The sequence below is a fragment of the Sphaerisporangium sp. NPDC004334 genome, assembly GCF_053602655.1.
The window spans coordinates 235,270-254,378 of sequence record NZ_JBSGDZ010000012.1; the positions used below are offsets into that span (position 1 = coordinate 235,270).

Genomic DNA, 19,109 nt, shown 5'->3' on the forward strand with positions numbered 1-19,109 from the left:
GATGACGACTCATCTGGTGAACCGGCGGTAGCGGTTGAACGGGCGGCAGGACAGAGGTCACTCTCCGGTCTGTCGCTGGTGCAGGTACCAGGCCGCGATCGAGTACGGCGGTGCCGCGGCCGGGGAGCGGGCGGCATGCTCGACGATCGCGTCCTGTATGAAGCGCGGGTCGGCGGGCCGGGGGTATGCCGCGTAAATCGGCTGGAGCACCGGGACGCCAAGGTCGGTGAAGTGGCCGGCATCGGTGAAGACACCTTTGTGGGTCAGGTAGGTCAGCAGTCCGCGCCGGTCGGCGATCCCCAGGGAGGAGTGCAGGGCGATCGCTTCCCACACCCGGTCGACGTCCGCCGCGGCGATGCCGTGCTCGGTCAGCACGGATGCCGCCAGATCGGCGCCTTCCACCTCGAACCGGGCCTGGCCGGCGGCGAGGGTGCCCAGCCCCAAATCGTGCATCACGCAGGCGGCGAAGAGCAGGTTCTCGTCGTAGGCCGCGTCGTTCAGACAGCCCTCCTGCTCGGCCAGCAAGCGGGCGAAAAGGAAGCTGCGGATGCTGTGGTCGGCGATCGGTGCGCTCTCGGACTTCTGTACAAGGGCGAGGCTCGCGTCGGCCAGCGACCCCGTGGGAAGAGCGAGCATGTCGTTCATGCCCCGACCGTATGAGCGCGGCGCGACAACGAGAAGCGGCCTGAGTGCCGTCCATCGCCAGGATCGGGCCACGGCTTCGACGAACCGATCAGCACCACGTGGTGGTCCTCGTCCTGCCCGGTGCGCCGGCGATGCTCAGTGAGATGTGAGTGATCGCGTCCAGGGCCGCACCACGCCCCGTCCTTGATGGACGACACCCCGCGGTACGGCACCGCGTCCGCCGGCGTGCAGGAAGGTACGTCCGGCGGCTTCAGCGCCCGGCCCGGGCCGGGCGGTACCGGCTGCGGAAGGCGGCCGGTGTGGTGCCGGTGCGCTGGCCGAAGTATTTGACGAAGTTGCTGGTGTCGAGGAAGCCGAGGCGCACCCCGATGCTCGCTACGGGTTCGTCGCCGTGGGCGAGGAGGCGTTTGGCCTCCAGCACGACCCGACGGTCGATGAACTCCTTGGCGCCGACGCCGGCCGCGGCGAGCGCGGCCCGGGTCAAGGTACGCGGCGAGTACCCGAGGACGCGCGCGTAGTGGCCGACGTCGCGGGCCCAGGTGAAGTTGGTCTCGACGGCGGCGCGGAAACGCTGGAAGGTTTCCGTGTGCTCGGACGGCGGGGTGCCCGCGGGTGCGGCCGAGTGGGTCAGGCGCAGCAGAAGCACGGCGAGCAGCCGCTGGAGGATGGCGGAGCGGGTGGGCGCCGGCACGCGCATGGTGCCGTATTCGTGCGCGAGGTGGTCGAGGGCCCGGCGCAAGGCTGGGGCGTCCTCTGGGGTGATCTGCCACAGGGTGCGTCCGAAGGGGTCGTCGAGGCGGACGTCGGTAGCGGTGGCGGGGTCGAGAAAGTCGGGCCGGAACAGCACCAGAGTGCCGGTCGACGCGCTGAGGTCGCCGAAACACTGTACCTGGGCGGAGCGGACCCACAGCCAGGTGCCGTCGGTGACGGCGTGGTCGGTGAAGTCGACCATGTGCCACAGCAGCCCCTGTTCCACCGTGAGGAGCAGGTGGAAGTCCGGGCGTTGTGCGCGGCCGGCTCCCTCGGCGTCCCGCGCGCCTTCCGCCTCGCCGTGGCGATGCATGCGACGGCGCAGCTCGGCGATCGTCATCACCTCGACACCGACCGCGCCGGCCTCCGACGGGACGTACTGGATCTCCGGGATCGCTTCGTGTCCGTTTTTCACCACGACGAGACCTCACCGTACCTGGGCGGAACCTTTCGCGGCTCCTACGTTTGAAATCGGCCGAGAGCATACGTGATGGCAAGAATGGCGCGGCTCCCGGCCGATATCGATGACCGACTTCTACCAAATGTCGGGATGCCCGAACGGCAGACCGTGTCCGTCCGACGTACGGGTTCGACGCCTACCGCGGCTGATGCCGCGGCCTGGGCCCTGCGCTGCGGGGGTGGTGCCGGACTCCACCGGCGCCGCGCCGCCACGGGCCTGGTCGCGCTGAGCCGCCAGGCTCCCGGACGCGCCCTGGAACCGGCTCACCGAGGCCCTCGACCGGTACCTGGCTCCCACCTCCGCCTGACCACCCACCGAACCACCACAACAGATCACGAAGGAGACCACCGCCATGACGAACATCGCCGTCTTCGGCGCCAACGGCACCATCGGCTCCGCCATCGTCCGCGAGGCCCTCCGCCGCGGCCACACCGTCACCGCCGTCGTCCGCGACCGCGCCAAGGTCACCGAACGCCACGCGAACCTGACCGTCACCACCGGCGACGTCCTCGACACCCATTCGGTCGTCGCCGCCGCGAAGGGCCAGGACGTCGTCGTCAGCGCTGTCGGCGGCGGTGACGGCCCCGGCCACGTCGCCACCATCAAGCCTGCCGCCGTCGCCCTCACCGAAGGACTGCGGATCCTCGGCGAGCAGGCACCCCGCCTGATCACCGTCGGCGGCGCCGGCTCCCTGCGCACCCCCGACGGCAAGCAGGTGTGGGACGCCCCGGGCCTGCCCGACTTCCTGCTGCAGATCATGCACGCCCACGGCGACGCCCTCGACTACTACCGGACCGTCACAGACGTCGACTGGACCAGCATCAGCCCCGCGGCCATGATCGAGCCCGGCACCCGCACCGGCGACTACCGCACCGCCCTTGACGACCTCGTCACCGACGGCGACGGCAACAGCGCCATCTCCGTGGAGGACTACGCGGTCGCCCTCCTCGACGAGATCGAGCGGCCCGGCCACCGCCGGCGGCGCTTCGCCGTCGGCTACTGACCGACAGGCGCACAGGCGTCCGGCCCGCCACTCCCCATGGGGAGTGGCGGGCCTGTTCGAGAGGGGCGGTGCCGATCTCGACGCCGCCGTACTGAACGGTCTTGGCGCTGCGGCCCGGGGACGTCGACAAGGGCCGGGAGGCCATCGCTCCGCACGCCACTCGCAGACCCCGAGCGAATGGGCAGGGCGATGGGCGGATTCCTGGGCGTTCGGACAGGACCATCCCCGCAAGGGAGTTGTCGGATGGTCCGAGTCGGGAAGTCAGTCCTGGCGGACCTGCCCGAACCGGCTGCGGTAGTCCTGAGGAGACACGCCCAGGGCTTTGACGAACGCGCGTCGCATTCGCTCGTCGTCACCGAAACCTGTTCGCCCTGCGACGAGACGCACGGGATCACGCGTCGCCTCAAGAAGGCGCCTTGCCGCTTCGAGCCGGAGTTTTTCGACGGCCCGTGCCGGGCTCTCCCCGGTTTCGCGGACATAGACGCGAGCGAAGTTCCGGGGGCTCATGTGGGCGGCGTCGGCGAGTGACTGAACGGACAGATCGGTGTCGAGGTTCGCGCGGATCCAGTCGTGCAAGTCGTCGAACCGGCCCCGTACGTCCTGCATCTGCTGTCGCAGTTCGATGCTGAACTGGGACTGCCCGCCGGGCCTCTTGAGGAAGAGGACCATCGAGCGCGCGATATTGAGGGCCGTTTCGCGGCCGAGGTCGTTCTCGATCATCGCCAGCACCATGTCGATTCCCGCGGACACACCGGCTGACGTCCAGATCCGGCCCGAAGTGACGAAGAGCGCGTCGGGGTCCACGCTGACGGTGGGGTGCTCGCGCTCAAGTCGGCGGCAGAACGCCCAGTGTGTGGTCGCTTCCCGACCGTCGAGCACGCCGAGTTCGGCGAGAACGAACGCTCCGGTGCAGATGGAGCCGAGCCGGCGCGGCCGGCCGAGGTGCTCGGCCAGGCAGGAACGCAGTGCGGCCGTCGAGGCCGGCGGCAGTCTCAAGTCGCTGCCCGACACCAGCAGGGTGTCGACTCCGTGGAGGAGGGCATCGTCCAGCCGTGTGGTCTCCAGCCGCACGCCCGTGTCGGTGGTGACGGCTCTGCCGTCCGTAGAGGCGAGGACGACATCGTAGGCGGGAGGGCCGTCCAGGAAGTTCGCCTCGCTGAACGCTTGCAGCGGGCCGGCGATGTCCATGAGCTTCGCGCCGTCGTAGGCGACCACGACGATCTTCCGGATGTCTCCGATCGCAGCCATGGCAGTTTCTGAGGGCATACTACATTTATGCCATGGCTTCGCACCGTCCACGATGAGCACGCTCATGCCGCGCCAGGCCGCCGCCCGGCAGGACGACGGAACCGCGCGGCCTCGGAAGGGTCCCCGCGTACGCCGGCCGAGGCCAGGTGGCGATCACCGCAGGGCAGGACGGGAAGCTTACGCGGGCACGTCCCGCGCGATCTCGATGAGCTCGCCGGTGTTCATCTCGTAGAAGAACCCGAAGAGCTTGGTGGACTTCGGCACAGCGGGGTGGCTCCGGAGCAGGGCGAGGTCGTACTTGATCGACTCGTCGAAGTGCGGAATGGCCAGGGCATCCCGGCGGAAAGCGTCAGAGATGTCCACGTTGTGCTCGTCGCGGTACCGGTTGATGAGCTGGTCCGGCCGGAACGCCGTCGCACCGCAGAACGAGTGGTGCACCACGACGACGGTCGTGAAGTGGAACAGGTAGTCCATGGTCGCGACCGCCTGCAGCGCGTCGACCGCACGCCCACCGGCGTTCGCCAGAGAGAACAGCGTGCGTGTATGGCCGACCCGGTTGCCGTTCTCGTCGAGGACGTTCTCGCCCGGGAAGACCTCGTCCCCGAAGTGCTTGGCGACCGCGTCGGGGATGTCCGCCGCTCGCGGGTCGAAGCAGTGAACGACCATGGTCTTCATGGGGATCGCCTCGTTGAATCCCTGGAAATGCTCCTGATCGAACCACGGCTGGCTGCGGAATTCGTACGCGCTGAGATCCATCTTTCCTCACTTGATGACTGTTCGATGGGAACCTGCCAGGCCCTTCAGGGAGGGGGATCCCTGAAGATGCCGCCGCACGTGAGGGCCGGGATCGTTGTGCGGATCGGCTAATGAAGCGCCTGGTGCCGGATATGGCGGTCGTCCGGACGCACGGCGGTGTCCGGCGACGGCCAGAAGACCGCGAATGCGCTGTCATCGGCTCGGTTCCGACGTTAAGTGGCCAGCCGGTTGGCCGCAATGACATCAATACCTCGAATCCTGCCATCCGCTGGATGCGGCCGAGCCCCCTGAGCCGCGTCGACCGCTCGCGCCGCCAGGCCACAGCTCCGCGTTGATCATCGATGCCCGCTCGCGGCAGATGCCCGTCGAGAAGATCCGCGTCGCGGTGCCGGACCCAAGCGCAAGGACCGGTCAGTACGAGCACCGTGACGCGATGCCCGTTCTTCGTGTGGCACGGCTATAGCGGTAGTTGGCATCCGTGCCACTTTTAGCCCTGCGGGCGGCTCTCATGGGAGGCCATCGCCCTGCACACCACTCCCCAGATCCCCGAGCGAATGGGGTTGCTGACCCACCTGACCCACGAAGGCATCTGGATCGAGTTCGGAAAGATCGCCGACCTCGTGGCAGAGGAGCAGAGCCGGATCCATGCCGCTTATCCGCGGCTTCAGATGGTTCGCCATCTGGCCGACGAAGTCCTCGCCCACGGTGCCCGCTCTGAGACGGCCGCGTGTGAGCTCTCACCGAATCTGATCCATGCTGAGCGGCGCTGAACTGCGGTGGATCAGATTCGGTGAGACATGAGGTCGCCGACCATATGTCAATGAAGTTGATCCGCCTCTGGTCAGACGGAAACAAGGCCTCAGCGGCGGTCAGAGACGCGGCGAGCACCGTTGCGGATGGCCGGCACGGTCAAGCCTGTTCCGGCCATCCGCTATATGGGTCCAGACGCCGGCGCGGCGGCCTCGCGAGCGTAGTCGGTGAGGTCTTCTGGTTGGCGGCCGGGGCCTCCTGGACGTGGATCTTCACCTCGCCGTCGACCGGCGGCCTCTCGACGACCAGTGTGCCGGTGTCGGCCTCGGGCACGCCCCGGGGAGCTTCGTGACTACTTCACCCGTTGGCGGGCGTTGCCGTGCCCAGAGCGCCGAGACCGTGGGCACGATCGCGGGGCGTTCATCGCGGCCGGAGGCTCAGGAACCAGCCACGTCAGTGGGCGCGGTCCAGCCGGTAGCTCGGATCCACTCGACCAGGTCCAGGGTGGCCGGCTCGATCGAGCGCACCACCGCGAGGTCCGAAGGGTCTTCCGCCGCCTCCGCGAACTGGCGGAACATCGCCTTGTCGAGGTCGTTGGGAAGCACGCTCAACGGGAGGGCCTCGTACCGTGCCGGGAGTCCGGCGCGCGCGCCGAACGCCGCGGCGATCTGCGGGCCCGTCAGCTCGTCGCCGACGAGCTCGACGGCTCCGCCGGGCGCCTCCGCGATGTCGAGCAGGAGCGCGGCGACGACCCGGCCGATGTCCCTGACCGAGATCATCTTCAGGGCGACGTCCTCCGGCAGCGGCAGCCTCAGCACGATCTCCCCATGCTCCACGCTCGGTGCCATCACGCTCGCGAAGTTCTCCATGAAGGCGGTCGCGCGAACCATCGCGGCCCTCAGGCCGGACTTCCTCAGGTGCTCCTCGATCCAGTGCTTCGAGTCGTGGTGCGGCACACCCGACTCCCGGTCCGCTCCGAAGACCGAGTTGAACACGACGTGCGGGACGCCCGCCTCGACCGCCGCGTCGACGAGCGCGGTACCGATGCGGATCTCCGCCTCGACCTCTTCGAGGCTGTTCGCCTCCGGGGTCATGAAGTAGAACCCCTCGACCGTCGCCAGCGCGGCGGCCAGCGACGCCGGGTCGTCGGCCCGGATGGCCGCCAGCTCGACGCCGCGGGCGGCCAGCGCCTGAGCCCGGTCGGACTGCGGGTTGCGGACCAAAGCCCGCACCCGCGCCTTGTGGTCCAGCAGCGCGTCGACCACCGCCCCGCCCTGTTGCCCCGTCGCGCCGAAGACTGCGATCGTGCCGGTCGTCTGTGTGCTCATCGCTGCCACCCTTCACTAGTTCACGGCATGAACGAAACTAGTTCATGGCGTGAACATCGTCAAGTTGCGGGTGTAGCGGGACCTCACGGTGTGATGGGTTGGTTCGAGGTGGGCGAAGAGAGGTCCGAGGTGTCCACGATGGCGGTGGCCACGCGCTCGAAGTCGCGCTGGTCCTCGGCGTCGAGGTTGCTCGCGATCTCGGGCAGGCGCTTGGCGATCTCGGCGTAAACGGCCTCGGCGAGCACCTTCCCCGTGGGCGTCGCACTGAGCATGACGACCCGTCGGTCCTGCGCCGAGCCTGCCCGGCCGACCAACTCGCGCCGCGCGGTGCGATCGACCAGCTGGCTCAATGCGTTCTTGGTCATACCCAACGACGCGGCGAGGTCAGCCATCTGCCGCGGCTCGTTCCTGACCGCGCAGAGCAGCGTGGCCTGCGAGGGGGTCAGGTCGAACTCGGCGCAGATCTGCGCGTACTTGCGTTGAATCACAACCGAGAGCCAGAAGAGCTTGTCGCCATAGTCCACGCCGGCCTCCCCCGTCCGATGACGAACAATCAGCCTACTCATCGCGGGCCGGCAGACCACGCCGCAGCAACTGATACCGGAATGCTCTCGGAGCAGTGAACGATTCGCCGGCCTGTGGGTGCGACAAGCTACCGATCATGCCGCCGGTGCGCTCGTGCAGGTAAGGGGCCAGCCGCGTCAGGGTGCCGGGCCGGTGCCCGTGCAGGCGCAGGGCGGCCTCCAGCGCACCGACCAAGACGGTCCACTGCTCGCGCTGGGTGCGGGTTCCGTAGGCGAACGGCGTAGTCGCGATCGAGGCGAACCGGCCGGCGATCTGCCGGCCGCGGACGCCAGAGAACAGCCCGGCGTGTTCGACGTCGATGCCGGCGTAGACGAACGTGGCCGGGATCCGCTCGGCCAGGTATTTGAGCTGGTCGGAGCTTTCCCGCGCCGCCGCGGGTGGCCAGGTTCAGGTTGTGGATCTGAGAACCCACACCGCGCCGCCCTACACGCTCACCTGTCAACTCGCGCAGGAACGGGCTGCGGACGGCGTCACATCCATGGAGCGTGGCGTGATCAACGGACCATGGGGAGAGAAGGGGACGACACCCCGCGGCGCGATCAGCGTTCCGCGGCGAACGACTCGACGTAGGCCAGGGCTCCGTACAGCGCGTCACGCAGGGGTGCGGACCCGCCGGCCGCCTGGTCCAGCAGTGCTCCGCCCTGGAACGCGGCGGTGAGCAGGTGCGCGAGTGCGGCCGGGTCGGCCTCCGGCCGCAGTTCGCCGCGTTCGCGCATCTTGCTCAGGCCGCGCTTGAACAGCTCCTGCCACCGCTGGAAGCCGTCCGCCACCGCGTCCCGGTGGGCGGGCTCCGTTTTGACGACCTCGGCGGCCAGGGAGCCGAATATGCACCCGCCGCGCACCATGTCCTGCGAGGCGATGTAGGAGTCGGCCCACCGGCGCAGTGCGGCGAAGCTGTCCAGCTCGCCCAGTTCGGGCGCCTGGTGGCGGGCGACGATGGTGTCGGCCTGCCAGGCGAGCACCGCGCGCACGAGGGACTCCTTGATGGGGAAATGGCGCGTCAGCTGCGAGCCGCTGACTCCGGCGGCCGCGCGGATCTGCTCGTTGTTGGTGTTCTGCGCACCCTGTTCGTAGAACAGTCCGGCGGCCGCCTGCACGATGCGTTCGCGGGTGGCCAGGCCCTTGGCGGTCAGCTTCTGGGCCGGCGCTTCCCTGGCAGTGCTCATGTCACCATGGTACCGGAAAAGGGCTTGACAGCCCCTTCTTGAGGGTGTTCTCTCTGAGGGCGGGGCAAAAAGGGCTTGTGAGCCCATTTTTCTGCGAGGCGGCCGTCCGTCCGCAGGCGGGAGCCCTCGCCAGCCCCTCCCGAGAAACGGAGAACACCTCATGGAACGCCACCTCCTCGTGATCGGAGCCACCGGCAAAACCGGCCGCCACACCACCGAACTGCTGCTCCAGCGCGGGCACCGCGTCCGCGCACTCGTCCGCGGTCTCGACGCACGCGCCGAGCGGCTCGCCGCCCTCGGAGCCGACATCGTCGAAGGCGACGTCCTCGACCTCGACTCCCTGGCACGGGCGGCCGAGGGGATTGACGCCCTGTACTTCACCTATCCGATCCGCCCCGGCCTCATTGACGCCACCGCGAACGTGGCCCAGGCCGCCGAAGAGAACGGCGTCCAGGCGATCGTGAACATGTCACAGGTCTCCGCCCGCCGCCACACCGCCAGCAACGCGGCACGCCAGCACTGGGTCGCCGAACGTCTCTTGGACCGCTCTCAGGTCCCCGTCACCCACCTCCGGCCGACCTTCTTCGCCCAGTGGCTGATCGACACCTGGGCCGACGGAACCGGCGAACTGCGCCTGCCCTTCGCCGACGGACGCCACGCCCCCATCGCGGAAAGCGACCAGGCGAAGGTGATCGCGGCCATCCTCGAAGACCCCATCCCGCACGCCGCCCAGATCTACCCGCTGTACGGAGCCGAGGAGCTCAACCACTACGAGATCGCCGAGAAGATGTCGCGGGCGCTGGACCGCGAGGTCACCTACGTGCCCATCGAACTCGACGAATTCGCCGCCATCCTGCACGGGCGCGGCGCGCCGGATCACCTGATCCAGCACCTGCTCGCCGTGGCCGTCGACTACCGCAACGGCGTCTTCGCCGGCGCCAACGACCTGGTCAAGAGGATCGGCGGCAGCGACCCCCTCGACGTCGAGACCTTCGTCGCCCAGAACCGGGCGGCCTTCGCCTCGCCCATCATCTGAACACGGGAGAAGAGCAATGAGCGTTTGGTTCATCACCGGATCGTCCCGGGGCTTCGGCCTGGAGATCGCCCGTGCCGCCCTCGCCGCCGGGCACCAGGTGGTCGCGACCGCGCGGAAGACCGAAACCGTCCGCGAGCAGCTCCCCGACGCCGGGGACGCGCTGCACACCGTGGCGCTGGACGTGACCGACCCGCAGAGCATCCAGGCGGCCGTCGACGCGGCGATCGAGCGGTTCGGGCGCATCGATGTCCTGGTCAACAACGCCGGCACGGGACTGCTCGCCGCCGTCGAAGAGTCTGACGACGCCGCGGTCCGCGCGGTGTACGAGACCAACGTGTTCGGCCCGCTCGCCGTCCAACGCGCCGTGTTGCCGGCACTGCGACATCAGCGTTCCGGCCACGTGATCAACATCAGCTCCATCGTGGGCTTCGCCACGGCGCCGGGCTGGGGCATCTACGCCTCCACGAAGTTCGCCGTCGAAGGCTTCACCGAGACCCTCCACACCGAACTGGCCCCCCTCGGCATCCACGTGACACTCGTCGAACCGGGTTTCTTCCGCACCGACTTCCTCGACCCCGCCAGCCTGCACACCGGCCCCGTCACCATCGACGACTACGCGGCCACCGCCGGGGCGATGCGTGCGGCCGCCGCGAGCCTGAACCACGCTCAACCCGGCGACCCGGTCAAGGCCGCGCGCGCCATTGTCGAGATGGCCGACATCACCGAGCCGCCCCTGCGTCTCCCGCTCGGAGCAGACACCCTGGACGCCTTCGGCACCAAGCTGGACACCTTCCGCAAGGAGATGGACGCCTGGCGGCATGTCGCCCTCTCCACCGATCACGACTAGGACGACAACGCCGGATCCGCCTTCTCCGGCACCACGGTCCGAAGCCCGGCGGAAGCTTCGGTCGCGCCTGGACCCTGTCGTGGGCCTCCGAGCCCAATCCTCGACGCCGTCGAGGCGCGGATGCACGGTCTGCTCACCGGGATGGGGCGGCGCGGCCTCCGCACGAACGGTGCGCGGGACACGGTCACGTGCCAGGAAGATCGAGTCCCCGGTTCCGCAGCCCTTTCGAGAGAGCGAGGGGTGTCGGTCATGGCCCGACGCTGCGAGACCTACTTCCCACAAGTGGCACGAACGACAATGGTCGCTAGGGTAGTGCCACTATGACAGGCAGACACCACGTTGCGGTGCTCCTGCTGCCCGGTGTGCTCCCCCTTGAGTTCGGTATCGCGACCCAGATCTTCGCCATGGACCCTCACTACGAGCTGACCGTGTGCGCCGACACCGAGGCCGGACGAGTGCCGGGGCAGGGCTTCGCGATCACGGTCGCGGCTGGTCTCGAGGCCCTGGACGACGCCGACACCGTGATCATTCCGGGGTACGACGACATCGATACGGCCCCGTCAACCGAGCTTCTGGCGGCGCTACAGGCGGCTCACGCCCGAGGCGCCAGACTCGTCTCCATCTGCACCGCGGCCTTCACCCTTGCCGCGGCCGGGCTGCTCGACGGGCGCCCCGCGACCACACACTGGCGGCTCGCCGAGCAACTACGTCAGCGCTACCCACGCGTCAAAGTCCTGCCGAATCAGCTCTACGCCGACGACGGCGACATCCTCACCTCCGCCGGCGTGACCGCGGGAATCGACTTGTGCCTGCACCTGATCCGCACCGACCGCGGCGCCGCAGCAGCGAACACACGCGCACGCGAGCTCGTCGCGCCGCCACGGCGGCGGGGGGGCCAGGCACAGTTCGTCGACCAGTTCCGCCCCGAAGCGAGCGGAGACGAACTCGCTCCTCTGCGCCAGTGGATGCTCGACAACCTCGCGAAGCCCGTGACCGTCGACGACCTCGCGGAACGCGCCCATATGTCGCGGCGGACACTGATCCGCCGCTTCCGCAAGGAGACCGGTACCCCGCCCATGGCCTGGCTGACCGACGCACGCATCGACCGAGCACGTGAACTGCTGGAGGCGACCACCGTGCCGATCGAGCAGATCGGCCGCCTCACCGGGCTCGGCGCACCCGCTTCCATGAGGGCCGCGTTCCACCGGCACCTCGGCACTTCCCCTCAGGAATACCGGACTCTGTTCCGCCACAAGGACGAGACGGTGTACGCATGACCGCCACATCTTCGCCAAAAGGCGGGCATGCATCGCTTCGGCCAGGACTGTCCTACGTGACCGCCAACGCACTCAGTTGTCCGGCCACGGAGACGCTGCCCCCCCGGCGGAGGCAGGCGCTTTAAGTTGCCGGGGTCAGCTGATGGTGGCCGACCACCGGCCGCGCTGGAGGTGGATCACCCCGTCTGGGGTGATCCGGACGCCTGCTCCGTACAGCGCTGCATCATGGTGCCCTGGGTGGCTGATGGTGCTTTCGTTCGAGATGTTCGCAACGCCGCAGCAAAAGCCTTCACGGCGGCCGCGCTCGCCGTCCAGCCGGGAGATGATGAGTAGTGGCCCGCCGTCTGGAGAACCCCAGGGAGCCGACCCCGCTGCGCAGGGCCCGCCTGGCACGCACCTGGACGCTGGAAGACGTCGTCGAGCAGATGGATCTGCGCGCGCCTGACGGCCGTTCAGGGGTGACACCGAGTATGGTCAGCGGCTGGGAGCTCGGCCGACACGCCACCAGCCTCGCTCACCGCAAGACGCTGTGTGAGTATAAGTTGTCGGCCACGCGGGTTCGGGCAGCGGGCCACCGCAGCCGCCGGCCAGGTCGTGGTCTCCGTGGCGGCACGGGCCGCAGGCCATCGGGCGGAGCTCGGAAATACGGCCCGAGCGGAGCGAGGCCCATTTCGGTGGGTCTAGGCTGACCGCGGTTGCCCTGCGACGGTGGAGGAGACGCCGATGACCGCCGACTCGACCCTGACCCGGATCGCCCAGGCCGTGGACCTGCATCACGGCCAAGGTCAGCGTGACGCCGCTCGTGACCTGTTCGCGCAGATCTGGGATGACATCGGCGGCGAGCAAGGCGAGCCTCTGCATGTGTGCGTACTGGCCCACTCGATGGCCGACGTACAGGACGACGTGAACCAGGAGCTGCTGTGGGATCTGCGGGCTCTCGCCGCCGCTGATCGGGTCACCGATGACCAGGTGGCGCAGGCAGGGGTGGCCCTCCCGGTGGCCGGCCTGTACCCGTCGTTGCACCTGAACCTGAGCGACTGCTACCGCAAATTAGGCGACCTCGACCGCGCCCGTGAGCATTTCCAGCAGGCCCGAGCCGGGATGAGCGCGCTCGGCGACGACGGGTACGGGCAGCTCATCAGAGGTGGCCTGGAGCGGCTGGCCGAGCAATTGGGTGAGACCGTCTGACCCCCTGCCTCCGCGCGCCTGGTGAAGTCCGGGCGAAGCCCGGAGAGAACAGTCGAGCGGATTGAGGTGCCCCAAATGGGAGCCACAGCCGCCAAAGGACGACGAAACGTCTCGGCGTAGAGGCTGCCAGCGCCTTCCTTTCGAGGCGCCTGATCGATGTCACTACGGGCTGCACAAGTCAGGCATGTCACTTTCGGTGTTCGAGCACAACAAGTAATTCAGGTCTATGCGTAACGTTCTTTCGAGCCCGCCGCTCACATAGTCGACGAGAAAACCTGATGAATATCCGCTCGCCTCACCTGAACGGGACAGCTGGAGAACCAGTTCAGTGCGTTTCTGGGTCGGCGAGTCCTCAGGCGAGCAGACTTGTGTGACCTCCCGAATTCCCTGAGGCAGGCCCTTGCGCTGAATGGTGATTGATTCGCCATGTCCGATGGTGTCGTCATTTGAAGATCCATCGTGAGGGAGGAGGGCATAAGCGTCAAGGTGTATGCCGCCGCGAGGGTGCTCCAAACGCACGGCTCTCACGGTGACCGCTCCAGGCTTGTTCAGGCACAGACGTAGCCCTCCCAACAAGTAGGGCGCACCTGGCTTGCTGACGGCCATGCCCTCACCGGTGATGATCCCTCCGCCTGGCCCTCGGAGTTCAGGGCTCCCCGGAGCCCTGTCCGCGCGACCTGATGCCACGATCAGCGCGATGCACGCCAGGGCCATGCTCACCCTTGCCATACCTGGCAACTCCTACTCTGCGGTCGAGACTCCAGCGGTGATCACCTCACAACTCACGCGCTTCGTCCCTCGAGGGCGCACAAGCTCTAGGAGAGTCCTCACAACTTCGGCGAATAGCGTCAACCGAACGGCCAGAACTGGAAGATATAGCTTTCCGCATCTCCGTCGATGTCGTGATGAAAATGGCCGAGTGGGACGAGCGGCTTTCGATACCCTCTGACGTGCCATTTCAGTCTCGGCAGGCCGAGTGCGAACGGCTCATGATCTCCGCCCCAGAACATCTCCTCGACCATGACCGACCCGCTGGTGCTGTAGAAGGAGGTAGTGAGCTGGTCGACGTCAGGGTGCCGGTCGGGCTGGCAGCCCGGATCAGAGTTCCACAGTTCGAAACGGATCCGTATGTGGTACGCACCAGTGTAGCTGCCGTTGATCATGAGCATGTTATCGGCGGCAGCCAGCCAATCTCCAGTGATGTCCCGCTCGTCCCATGATTCCGCGAACGGCTTCGCATCGGGGTCGTCGCCGCCACAGGCATCGACGATCGTGAACTCGCTGTATTCGGCGAGTGCCGAGTCTTCCATCACTCGCATCATGGTCGCCGTTGTCACTACTTACCCTTCCTGGCGAAGAGAAAGAACCGAGCCTGTAACGGAGACCAAGACCATACAGTCCGAGGCACGACCCATGCGGGCGTGGTGGAGGCCGGGCGGAGCCCGGAAAATACAGCCCGAGCGGAGCGAGGCCCATTTCCGCGGAGACGGTGCCCGCGGAAGGACGAGATGGGCGGGCAGTCCCCCTTGGCGATGCGGCGAAGCGGCAGGGCCGCGCGAGCCCGAGCGCTCGATCGTGGCGCCGTACCGCTGCATGGGTCTAACCAGGAAGCAGGGTGAACGCAGGGGTATGGACGGGACGAACCACCGAGAAGTGGCGGACGTCGATGGTGGCCACTTCGGTGATCCGCATCCGCTCCGCCACGGCGACTACTGAGGCGTCGGCGGCGCCCAGGGGGAGGTCGCGATACCGCTCGACGAGGACCGCGATCCTTGAGAGGTCGGACTCGGAGAGATCGACGATCCGAAACCAACCGGACTCGAGCAGCCGGAGGAACGCTGCCTCTGCCTTGGACCCGCCGAGCTTGCCGAGCATGTAGCAGCTCTCACCGGCGACGAAGCTGGGGACGAGCAGCGGCCACTTGGCGTTGCGGAGTCGCATGAACTCCTTGACGCAGCGCTCGTGGTTCTTGTCGTCCTTGAAGGTCGCGGCCACGATAGGGCCGGTGTCGACAACGATCACACGTCGTGACCGTAGCCCTCGGCGAGAATTTCTTCCACCTGTTCGGAGGCATCGCTCCGGCCCGCTTGGAATGCGCCGAAGAGCATGGGTACACCATCAGGGTCGAGTTCCGGCTCTTCGGTGCGCGAGTGGACCAACTGGAGGAGTCGCACACGCTCTTCACGCACCTGATCGGGCCTGAGCTGGTCGATCAGCCGGTGAAGATCTTCGTACTCTTCCTGCGGTGCCGTCATGCTGTCGAGTCTACGACGCAGGCTGGACGACGGAAGGTTGGTAGCGACCATCCACTCTGAGCGTTCCAGCCGACAGTTGCATGGGCTGTTGTGTCGCACTTACGTCATCCGATTTCACCAGATACACGATCGTCGTAGGCAACTGCGGGAGGTCTGGCGGAGCCCGGAAAGACAGCCCGAGCGGAGCGAGGCCCGTTTCCGGGGAAACACGGCCCACCGAGGGGGCGCTATGGGAGCTCTTCGAGGGCTTCGCGGAGGCGGGTGGCGTATGACGCGGCTTCGGTGTCGTCTTCGTATTTGACTCTGGGCCAGAAGAAGCCGCGCAGGCCGTCCTTCTTGTGGCGGGGGACGACGTGGGTGTGCAGGTGGGGGACGCTCTGGCTGATGCGGTTGTTCATGGCGACGAAGCTGCCCGCGGCGCCGAGGCCCTTCTCCACGGCCAGGGAGACCGCCTGGACGCGGGCGAAGTACGGTCCGAGGGCCTCCCCCGGCAGGTCACCGAGGGTCTCGGCGTGGTCCCTGGGGATGACGAGCACGTGGCCCTTGAACACCGGGCGGGCGTCCAGGAAGGCGACGGCGACCTCGTCGGCGAGGACGAGGTGAGCGGGCACTTCCCCCTTGGCGATACGACAGAACAGGCAGTCCCCGGCGCTCCCCGCGGCGGCGGCCCCAGCGGTCTGCGGGGCGGCGGCCCTGACGCTCCCCGTGACTGCCCCGGCGCTTTCCGTGGCGGCAGCCCCGGCGCTCCCCGTGGCGGCCCCGGTGGTCTGCGGGGCGGTGCGGGGCGTCACCAGCCGACCTTCGCGGCGCCGGACAGCAGCGCGCGGGCGATGACCATGCGCTGCACGTCGTTGGTCCCTTCGCCGATGGCCATGAGCGGGGCGTCGCGGTAGAGGCGTTCCACCACGAACTCCTGAGAGTAGCCGTAGCCGCCGTGGATGCGCATGGACTCCATGGTGGCCCGCAGCGCGACCTCCGAGGCGAAGTACTTGGCCATCGCCGCCTCGGCGTTGACGGCGCCGGCCTGCGAGCGGTCGGCCGCCCAGTAGGTGAGCAGCCGGGCCGCCTGGATCTCGGTGGCCAGGTCGGCGAGCTTGAGCTGGACGGCCTGGAAGCCCGAGATGGGCTGCCCGAAGGCGTGGCGCTCCCGGGAGTAGTTCAGGGCCGCCTCGTAGGCGCACTGGGCGACCCCGACCGCGCGGGCGGCGATGTTGATCCTGCCGAGTTCCAGCGCGGACAGCACCTGTTGCATGCCGCGTCCCTCGACCCCGCCGAGCAGGGCCGAGGCGGGCACTCTGACGCCGTCGAAGACCACCTCGCAGGTCTCTGTGCCCTTGTAGCCGAGTTTGGGCAGGTCGCGGCTGACGGTGAAGCCGCGGTCGGCATCGACGAGCAGCACCGACATGCCCTTGTGCGGCGGCTCGGCGACGGAGGTCTTCACCAGGACGGGGAGGGGGTCGGCGTGGCGGGCGTTGGTGATCCAAGTCTTGGTGCCGTGAATGACGTACCCGTCGCCGTCGCGGACGGCGCGGGTCTGGATGCCCTGCAGGTCGGTGCCGGCGCCGGGCTCGGTGAGGGCGATGCCGGTGCGGCGCACGCCGGTGGCCAGGTCCGGCAGGTAGGCGGCCCGCTGCTCGTCGGTGCCGTACCGGGCGATCATCCAGGCCGACAGCGTGTGGGAGCCGAGGACGCCGGCCACGCCCATCCAGCCCCGGGCGATCTCCTCGAAGACCAGGGCGAAGGACACCCGGTCGAGGTCGAGGCCGCCGTACTCCTCGGGGACGGTGACGCCGAACAGGCCGAGCCGCCGGAACCCCTCGACGATCTCCTCGGGGTAGCGCCCCTCGCGTTCCCATTCGGAGGCGACGGGGATGATCTCCTGGTCGACGAACTCGCGCAGGGTGCGCCGGAACATGCGCTGATCCTCGTTCAGCTCGAAGTCCATGCGGGCGTCCGATCTTGGCAGGGGGCCGGTCCCGGCCATTCCAGCACGCCCGCGCCTCCGCGCGAAGCTCAGGTCGCTTGCGAGGTGAGCCGCGGGCGGCGCAGCGTCACGATCGTCTGGGCGCCCTCCGCGTCGACGACGTCGAAGGCCCGCACGGAGCCCTGCTGCACGGTGTCCGCCATGATCTGGCGCGGGTGGGGGACGGCGTGCCGGGTCACCGTGTCACCGCCGGGCCCGCCGAGGCCCACCGCGAACTCGTCGTCCTTGGGGTCGTACTCCAGGTAGGCCAGCGGCGACCCCTCGGCCTCGACCTGGTCGCCGAGGTCCCTGCTGACCACTTCGACGGTGACCTCCACGCCCTCGTAGTCGCGGGTCATCGCGTCGAAGAACTCCCGCCATTCGCCGCGCGGAAGATCGGGCCGGCGCTCCTTCATGGCATGCCCCCTCTCTTGAGCGCGGTCCGCGGGCCGCGCCGCGTCGAGTCCATGGTCGGGCGTCCTGAAGGCGGGCACATCACCCGATCGGGTAGGAGATGGGCGATCACCCCCGGACCGCCAAGGGGACAGATCATGTGCTATCACCTCAATGACGGATGAAACCGGGTCTCGTGGGGATGAGCCTGGTACACCCTCCCGAAAGGATCACCTTGATCGGCACCGGCCACGGCCCCGGCGGGCCCCTCTCCGCGCTCGGCCTCGACGAGCTGCGCGAGCGTCACAGCGCCAAGTGGCGGGAGTACCCGCCGGAGGTGCTGCCGATGTGGGTCGCGGAGATGGACACCCCGCTCGCCGAGCCGATCGCCGCCGCGCTGCGCGAGGCCGTGGCCCGCGGCGACACCGGGTACGCGGTGGCGTGCGGCCTGCCGGAGGCCTTCGCCGCGTTCGCCGCCCGCCGTTTCGGCTGGCACACCGACCCGGCCGCGATCCGCCTGGTGCCGGATGTGATGGCGGGGATCATCGAGGTGCTGCACCTGGTGACCGCCCCGGGTGACCGGGTGGTGGTCAACACCCCGGCCTACCCGCCGTACTTCTACTGGCTGCCGCGCATCGGCCGCGAGGTCGTGCAGAGCCCGCTCGCCCTCGGCCCGGACGGCTACCGGCTGGACCTCGCGGCGCTGGAGCGCGACTTCGCCGCCGGCGCCGCCGCGTTCCTGCTGTGCAACCCGCACAACCCCACCGGGCTGGTGCTCGCCGAGGAGGAGCTGCGCGCCGTCGCCGCGCTCGCCGGCCGGTACGGGGTGCGGGTGATCTCCGACGAGATCCACGCCCCGCTGGTCTACGCGGGCGCGCGGCACGTGCCGTTCCCGTCGCTGGACGACCCCGCGGCGGCCCGGTCGGTCGCGCTGGTGTCGGCGTCCAAAGCGTGGAACCTGGCCGGACTGAAAGCAGCGCTCGCCGTCCCAGGGCCGGAGGCCCGCCGCGACCTCGCCGCCATCGCCGCCGAGGTCAGCGAGAGCTCGGGGATGTTCGGCGTACTGGCCTCCGAGGCCGCGTTCACCGCGGGCGAGCCGTGGCTGGATGCGCTGATGGCCGGGCTCACCGCCAACCGCGCGCTGCTGGGCGACCTGCTGGCCGAACGGCTGCCCGGGGTGGGGTACCAGCCGCCGCAGGCGACCTACCTGGCGTGGCTGGACCTGCGGGCGCTCGGGCTCGGCGACGACCCGGCCGAGTGGTTCCTGCGCCGCGGCTCGGTGGCCCTGTACTCAGGCCTGAAGTTCGGCACCCCGGGACGGGGCTTCGCCCGGTTCAACTTCGCCACCCCGCCCGGCCTCCTCACCGACGCGGTCGCCCGAATGGCGTCATCCTTGGACGGCCGCGCCCGCACCCCCCGCCCCACCGCCCTGGACGCCCTCTGAGCCCTACGGAGACCC

The 19,109-nt window shown here is 68.6% G+C and carries 20 protein-coding genes; 7 read left to right on the top strand and 13 right to left on the bottom strand.

Annotated elements, in window-relative coordinates; genetic code table 11:
• Positions 1-57: 57 nt before the first annotated feature.
• Together ACWEN6_RS17875 and ACWEN6_RS17880 are read right to left on the bottom strand one after the other, a co-directional pair.
• A complete protein-coding gene (locus tag ACWEN6_RS17875) occupies positions 58-645 on the bottom strand; it encodes an HD domain-containing protein (RefSeq protein WP_452571183.1) in 588 nt (195 codons plus the stop codon).
• Positions 646-895: 250 nt separating this feature from the next.
• On the bottom strand, positions 896-1,813 hold the full coding sequence (locus ACWEN6_RS17880) for a helix-turn-helix domain-containing protein (protein ID WP_452571184.1): 918 nt from the start codon (positions 1,811-1,813) through the stop codon (positions 896-898).
• Positions 1,814-2,207: 394 nt separating this feature from the next.
• Here ACWEN6_RS17880 and ACWEN6_RS17885 point away from each other — a divergent pair, with 394 nt between their 5' ends.
• Positions 2,208-2,858 carry an NAD(P)-dependent oxidoreductase gene (locus tag ACWEN6_RS17885; RefSeq protein ID WP_452571185.1) on the top strand — a complete coding sequence of 217 codons (651 nt, stop codon included), beginning with the start codon at positions 2,208-2,210 and terminating at the stop codon, positions 2,856-2,858.
• A gap of 261 nt (positions 2,859-3,119) precedes the next feature.
• Here ACWEN6_RS17885 and ACWEN6_RS17890 read toward each other — a convergent pair whose 3' ends face one another.
• Both ACWEN6_RS17890 and ACWEN6_RS17895 read right to left on the bottom strand, forming a co-directional pair.
• Positions 3,120-4,106, bottom strand: coding sequence for a GlxA family transcriptional regulator (locus tag ACWEN6_RS17890; protein WP_452571186.1), 987 nt, complete (start codon positions 4,104-4,106; stop codon positions 3,120-3,122).
• Between the two features lie 177 nt (positions 4,107-4,283).
• Complete coding sequence (locus ACWEN6_RS17895; protein ID WP_452571187.1) at positions 4,284-4,862, bottom strand: hypothetical protein; 579 nt, start codon at positions 4,860-4,862, stop codon at positions 4,284-4,286.
• A gap of 554 nt (positions 4,863-5,416) precedes the next feature.
• Here ACWEN6_RS17895 and ACWEN6_RS17900 point away from each other — a divergent pair.
• Positions 5,417-5,632 (top strand): hypothetical protein, encoded by a 216-nt coding sequence (locus tag ACWEN6_RS17900; RefSeq protein ID WP_452571188.1) that lies wholly within the window; start codon positions 5,417-5,419, stop codon positions 5,630-5,632.
• Between the two features lie 417 nt (positions 5,633-6,049).
• Here ACWEN6_RS17900 and ACWEN6_RS17905 read toward each other — a convergent pair whose 3' ends face one another.
• The 3 genes from ACWEN6_RS17905 to ACWEN6_RS17915 form a co-directional block, all read right to left on the bottom strand.
• Positions 6,050-6,940 (bottom strand): NmrA family NAD(P)-binding protein, encoded by an 891-nt coding sequence (locus tag ACWEN6_RS17905; RefSeq protein ID WP_452571189.1) that lies wholly within the window; start codon positions 6,938-6,940, stop codon positions 6,050-6,052.
• Between the two features lie 83 nt (positions 6,941-7,023).
• Positions 7,024-7,464 carry a MarR family winged helix-turn-helix transcriptional regulator gene (locus ACWEN6_RS17910; RefSeq protein ID WP_452571190.1) on the bottom strand — a complete coding sequence of 147 codons (441 nt, stop codon included), beginning with the start codon at positions 7,462-7,464 and terminating at the stop codon, positions 7,024-7,026.
• Positions 7,465-8,064: 600 nt separating this feature from the next.
• Complete coding sequence (locus tag ACWEN6_RS17915) at positions 8,065-8,691, bottom strand: TetR/AcrR family transcriptional regulator (protein ID WP_452571191.1); 627 nt, start codon at positions 8,689-8,691, stop codon at positions 8,065-8,067.
• Between the two features lie 160 nt (positions 8,692-8,851).
• Between ACWEN6_RS17915 and ACWEN6_RS17920 the strand changes: the two genes are divergently transcribed.
• The 4 genes from ACWEN6_RS17920 (at position 8,852) to ACWEN6_RS17935 (ending at position 13,039) form a co-directional block, all read left to right on the top strand.
• Positions 8,852-9,727 carry an NmrA family NAD(P)-binding protein gene (locus ACWEN6_RS17920; protein ID WP_452571192.1) on the top strand — a complete coding sequence of 292 codons (876 nt, stop codon included), beginning with the start codon at positions 8,852-8,854 and terminating at the stop codon, positions 9,725-9,727.
• Between the two features lie 16 nt (positions 9,728-9,743).
• The gene (locus tag ACWEN6_RS17925) at positions 9,744-10,574 is read left to right on the top strand and encodes an oxidoreductase (RefSeq protein ID WP_452571193.1); all 831 of its coding nucleotides are present in this window, start codon (positions 9,744-9,746) and stop codon (positions 10,572-10,574) included.
• Positions 10,575-10,918: 344 nt separating this feature from the next.
• Positions 10,919-11,851, top strand: a complete 933-nt coding sequence (locus ACWEN6_RS17930; RefSeq protein WP_452571194.1) for a GlxA family transcriptional regulator — start codon at positions 10,919-10,921, stop codon at positions 11,849-11,851.
• Between the two features lie 723 nt (positions 11,852-12,574).
• Complete coding sequence (locus tag ACWEN6_RS17935; RefSeq protein WP_452571195.1) at positions 12,575-13,039, top strand: tetratricopeptide repeat protein; 465 nt, start codon at positions 12,575-12,577, stop codon at positions 13,037-13,039.
• Between the two features lie 848 nt (positions 13,040-13,887).
• On the opposite strand, the gene ACWEN6_RS17940 is transcribed toward ACWEN6_RS17935, so the two are convergent.
• The 6 genes from ACWEN6_RS17940 to ACWEN6_RS17965 form a co-directional block, all read right to left on the bottom strand.
• Positions 13,888-14,349, bottom strand: a complete 462-nt coding sequence (locus ACWEN6_RS17940) for a hypothetical protein (RefSeq protein WP_452571196.1) — start codon at positions 14,347-14,349, stop codon at positions 13,888-13,890.
• A 289-nt stretch (positions 14,350-14,638) separates the two neighbouring features.
• Entirely contained in the window at positions 14,639-15,061 is a 423-nt protein-coding gene (locus tag ACWEN6_RS17945) for a type II toxin-antitoxin system VapC family toxin (protein ID WP_452571197.1), read from the bottom strand.
• Positions 15,058-15,294, bottom strand: a complete 237-nt coding sequence (locus ACWEN6_RS17950) for a hypothetical protein (RefSeq protein ID WP_452571198.1) — start codon at positions 15,292-15,294, stop codon at positions 15,058-15,060. The genes ACWEN6_RS17945 and ACWEN6_RS17950 overlap by 4 nt, the downstream gene beginning before the upstream one ends.
• Before the next feature lie 227 nt (positions 15,295-15,521).
• Complete coding sequence (locus ACWEN6_RS17955) at positions 15,522-16,085, bottom strand: HIT family protein (RefSeq protein ID WP_452571199.1); 564 nt, start codon at positions 16,083-16,085, stop codon at positions 15,522-15,524.
• The gene (locus tag ACWEN6_RS17960) at positions 16,082-17,239 is read right to left on the bottom strand and encodes an acyl-CoA dehydrogenase family protein (RefSeq protein WP_452571200.1); all 1,158 of its coding nucleotides are present in this window, start codon (positions 17,237-17,239) and stop codon (positions 16,082-16,084) included. Before ACWEN6_RS17960 ends, ACWEN6_RS17955 begins: the two co-directional genes overlap by 4 nt.
• Positions 17,240-17,307: 68 nt before the next feature.
• Positions 17,308-17,673 (bottom strand): DUF5335 family protein, encoded by a 366-nt coding sequence (locus ACWEN6_RS17965; protein WP_452571201.1) that lies wholly within the window; start codon positions 17,671-17,673, stop codon positions 17,308-17,310.
• A 212-nt stretch (positions 17,674-17,885) separates the two neighbouring features.
• On the opposite strand from ACWEN6_RS17965, the gene ACWEN6_RS17970 reads away from it, so the two are divergent.
• Positions 17,886-19,094 (top strand): MalY/PatB family protein, encoded by a 1,209-nt coding sequence (locus ACWEN6_RS17970; RefSeq protein ID WP_452571202.1) that lies wholly within the window; start codon positions 17,886-17,888, stop codon positions 19,092-19,094.
• Positions 19,095-19,109 lie beyond the last annotated feature (15 nt).

Excerpts from the sequence above, each read along its gene's own strand:
- ACWEN6_RS17925 (WP_452571193.1), top strand. The coding sequence starts at position 9,744 with ATGAGCGTTTGGTTCATCACCGGATCGTCCCGGGGCTTCGGCCTGGAG.
- ACWEN6_RS17940 (WP_452571196.1), bottom strand. The coding sequence starts at position 14,349 with ATGGAAGACTCGGCACTCGCCGAATACAGCGAGTTCACGATCGTCGAT.
- ACWEN6_RS17905 (WP_452571189.1), bottom strand. The coding sequence starts at position 6,940 with ATGAGCACACAGACGACCGGCACGATCGCAGTCTTCGGCGCGACGGGG.
- ACWEN6_RS17960 (WP_452571200.1), bottom strand. The coding sequence starts at position 17,239 with ATGGACTTCGAGCTGAACGAGGATCAGCGCATGTTCCGGCGCACCCTG.
- ACWEN6_RS17885 (WP_452571185.1), top strand. The coding sequence starts at position 2,208 with ATGACGAACATCGCCGTCTTCGGCGCCAACGGCACCATCGGCTCCGCC.
- ACWEN6_RS17950 (WP_452571198.1), bottom strand. The coding sequence starts at position 15,294 with ATGACGGCACCGCAGGAAGAGTACGAAGATCTTCACCGGCTGATCGAC.
- ACWEN6_RS17895 (WP_452571187.1), bottom strand. The coding sequence starts at position 4,862 with ATGGATCTCAGCGCGTACGAATTCCGCAGCCAGCCGTGGTTCGATCAG.
- ACWEN6_RS17920 (WP_452571192.1), top strand. The coding sequence starts at position 8,852 with ATGGAACGCCACCTCCTCGTGATCGGAGCCACCGGCAAAACCGGCCGC.
- ACWEN6_RS17890 (WP_452571186.1), bottom strand. The coding sequence starts at position 4,106 with ATGGCTGCGATCGGAGACATCCGGAAGATCGTCGTGGTCGCCTACGAC.
- ACWEN6_RS17965 (WP_452571201.1), bottom strand. The coding sequence starts at position 17,673 with ATGAAGGAGCGCCGGCCCGATCTTCCGCGCGGCGAATGGCGGGAGTTC.
- ACWEN6_RS17875 (WP_452571183.1), bottom strand. The coding sequence starts at position 645 with ATGAACGACATGCTCGCTCTTCCCACGGGGTCGCTGGCCGACGCGAGC.
- ACWEN6_RS17900 (WP_452571188.1), top strand. The coding sequence starts at position 5,417 with ATGGGGTTGCTGACCCACCTGACCCACGAAGGCATCTGGATCGAGTTC.
- ACWEN6_RS17935 (WP_452571195.1), top strand. The coding sequence starts at position 12,575 with ATGACCGCCGACTCGACCCTGACCCGGATCGCCCAGGCCGTGGACCTG.
- ACWEN6_RS17915 (WP_452571191.1), bottom strand. The coding sequence starts at position 8,691 with ATGAGCACTGCCAGGGAAGCGCCGGCCCAGAAGCTGACCGCCAAGGGC.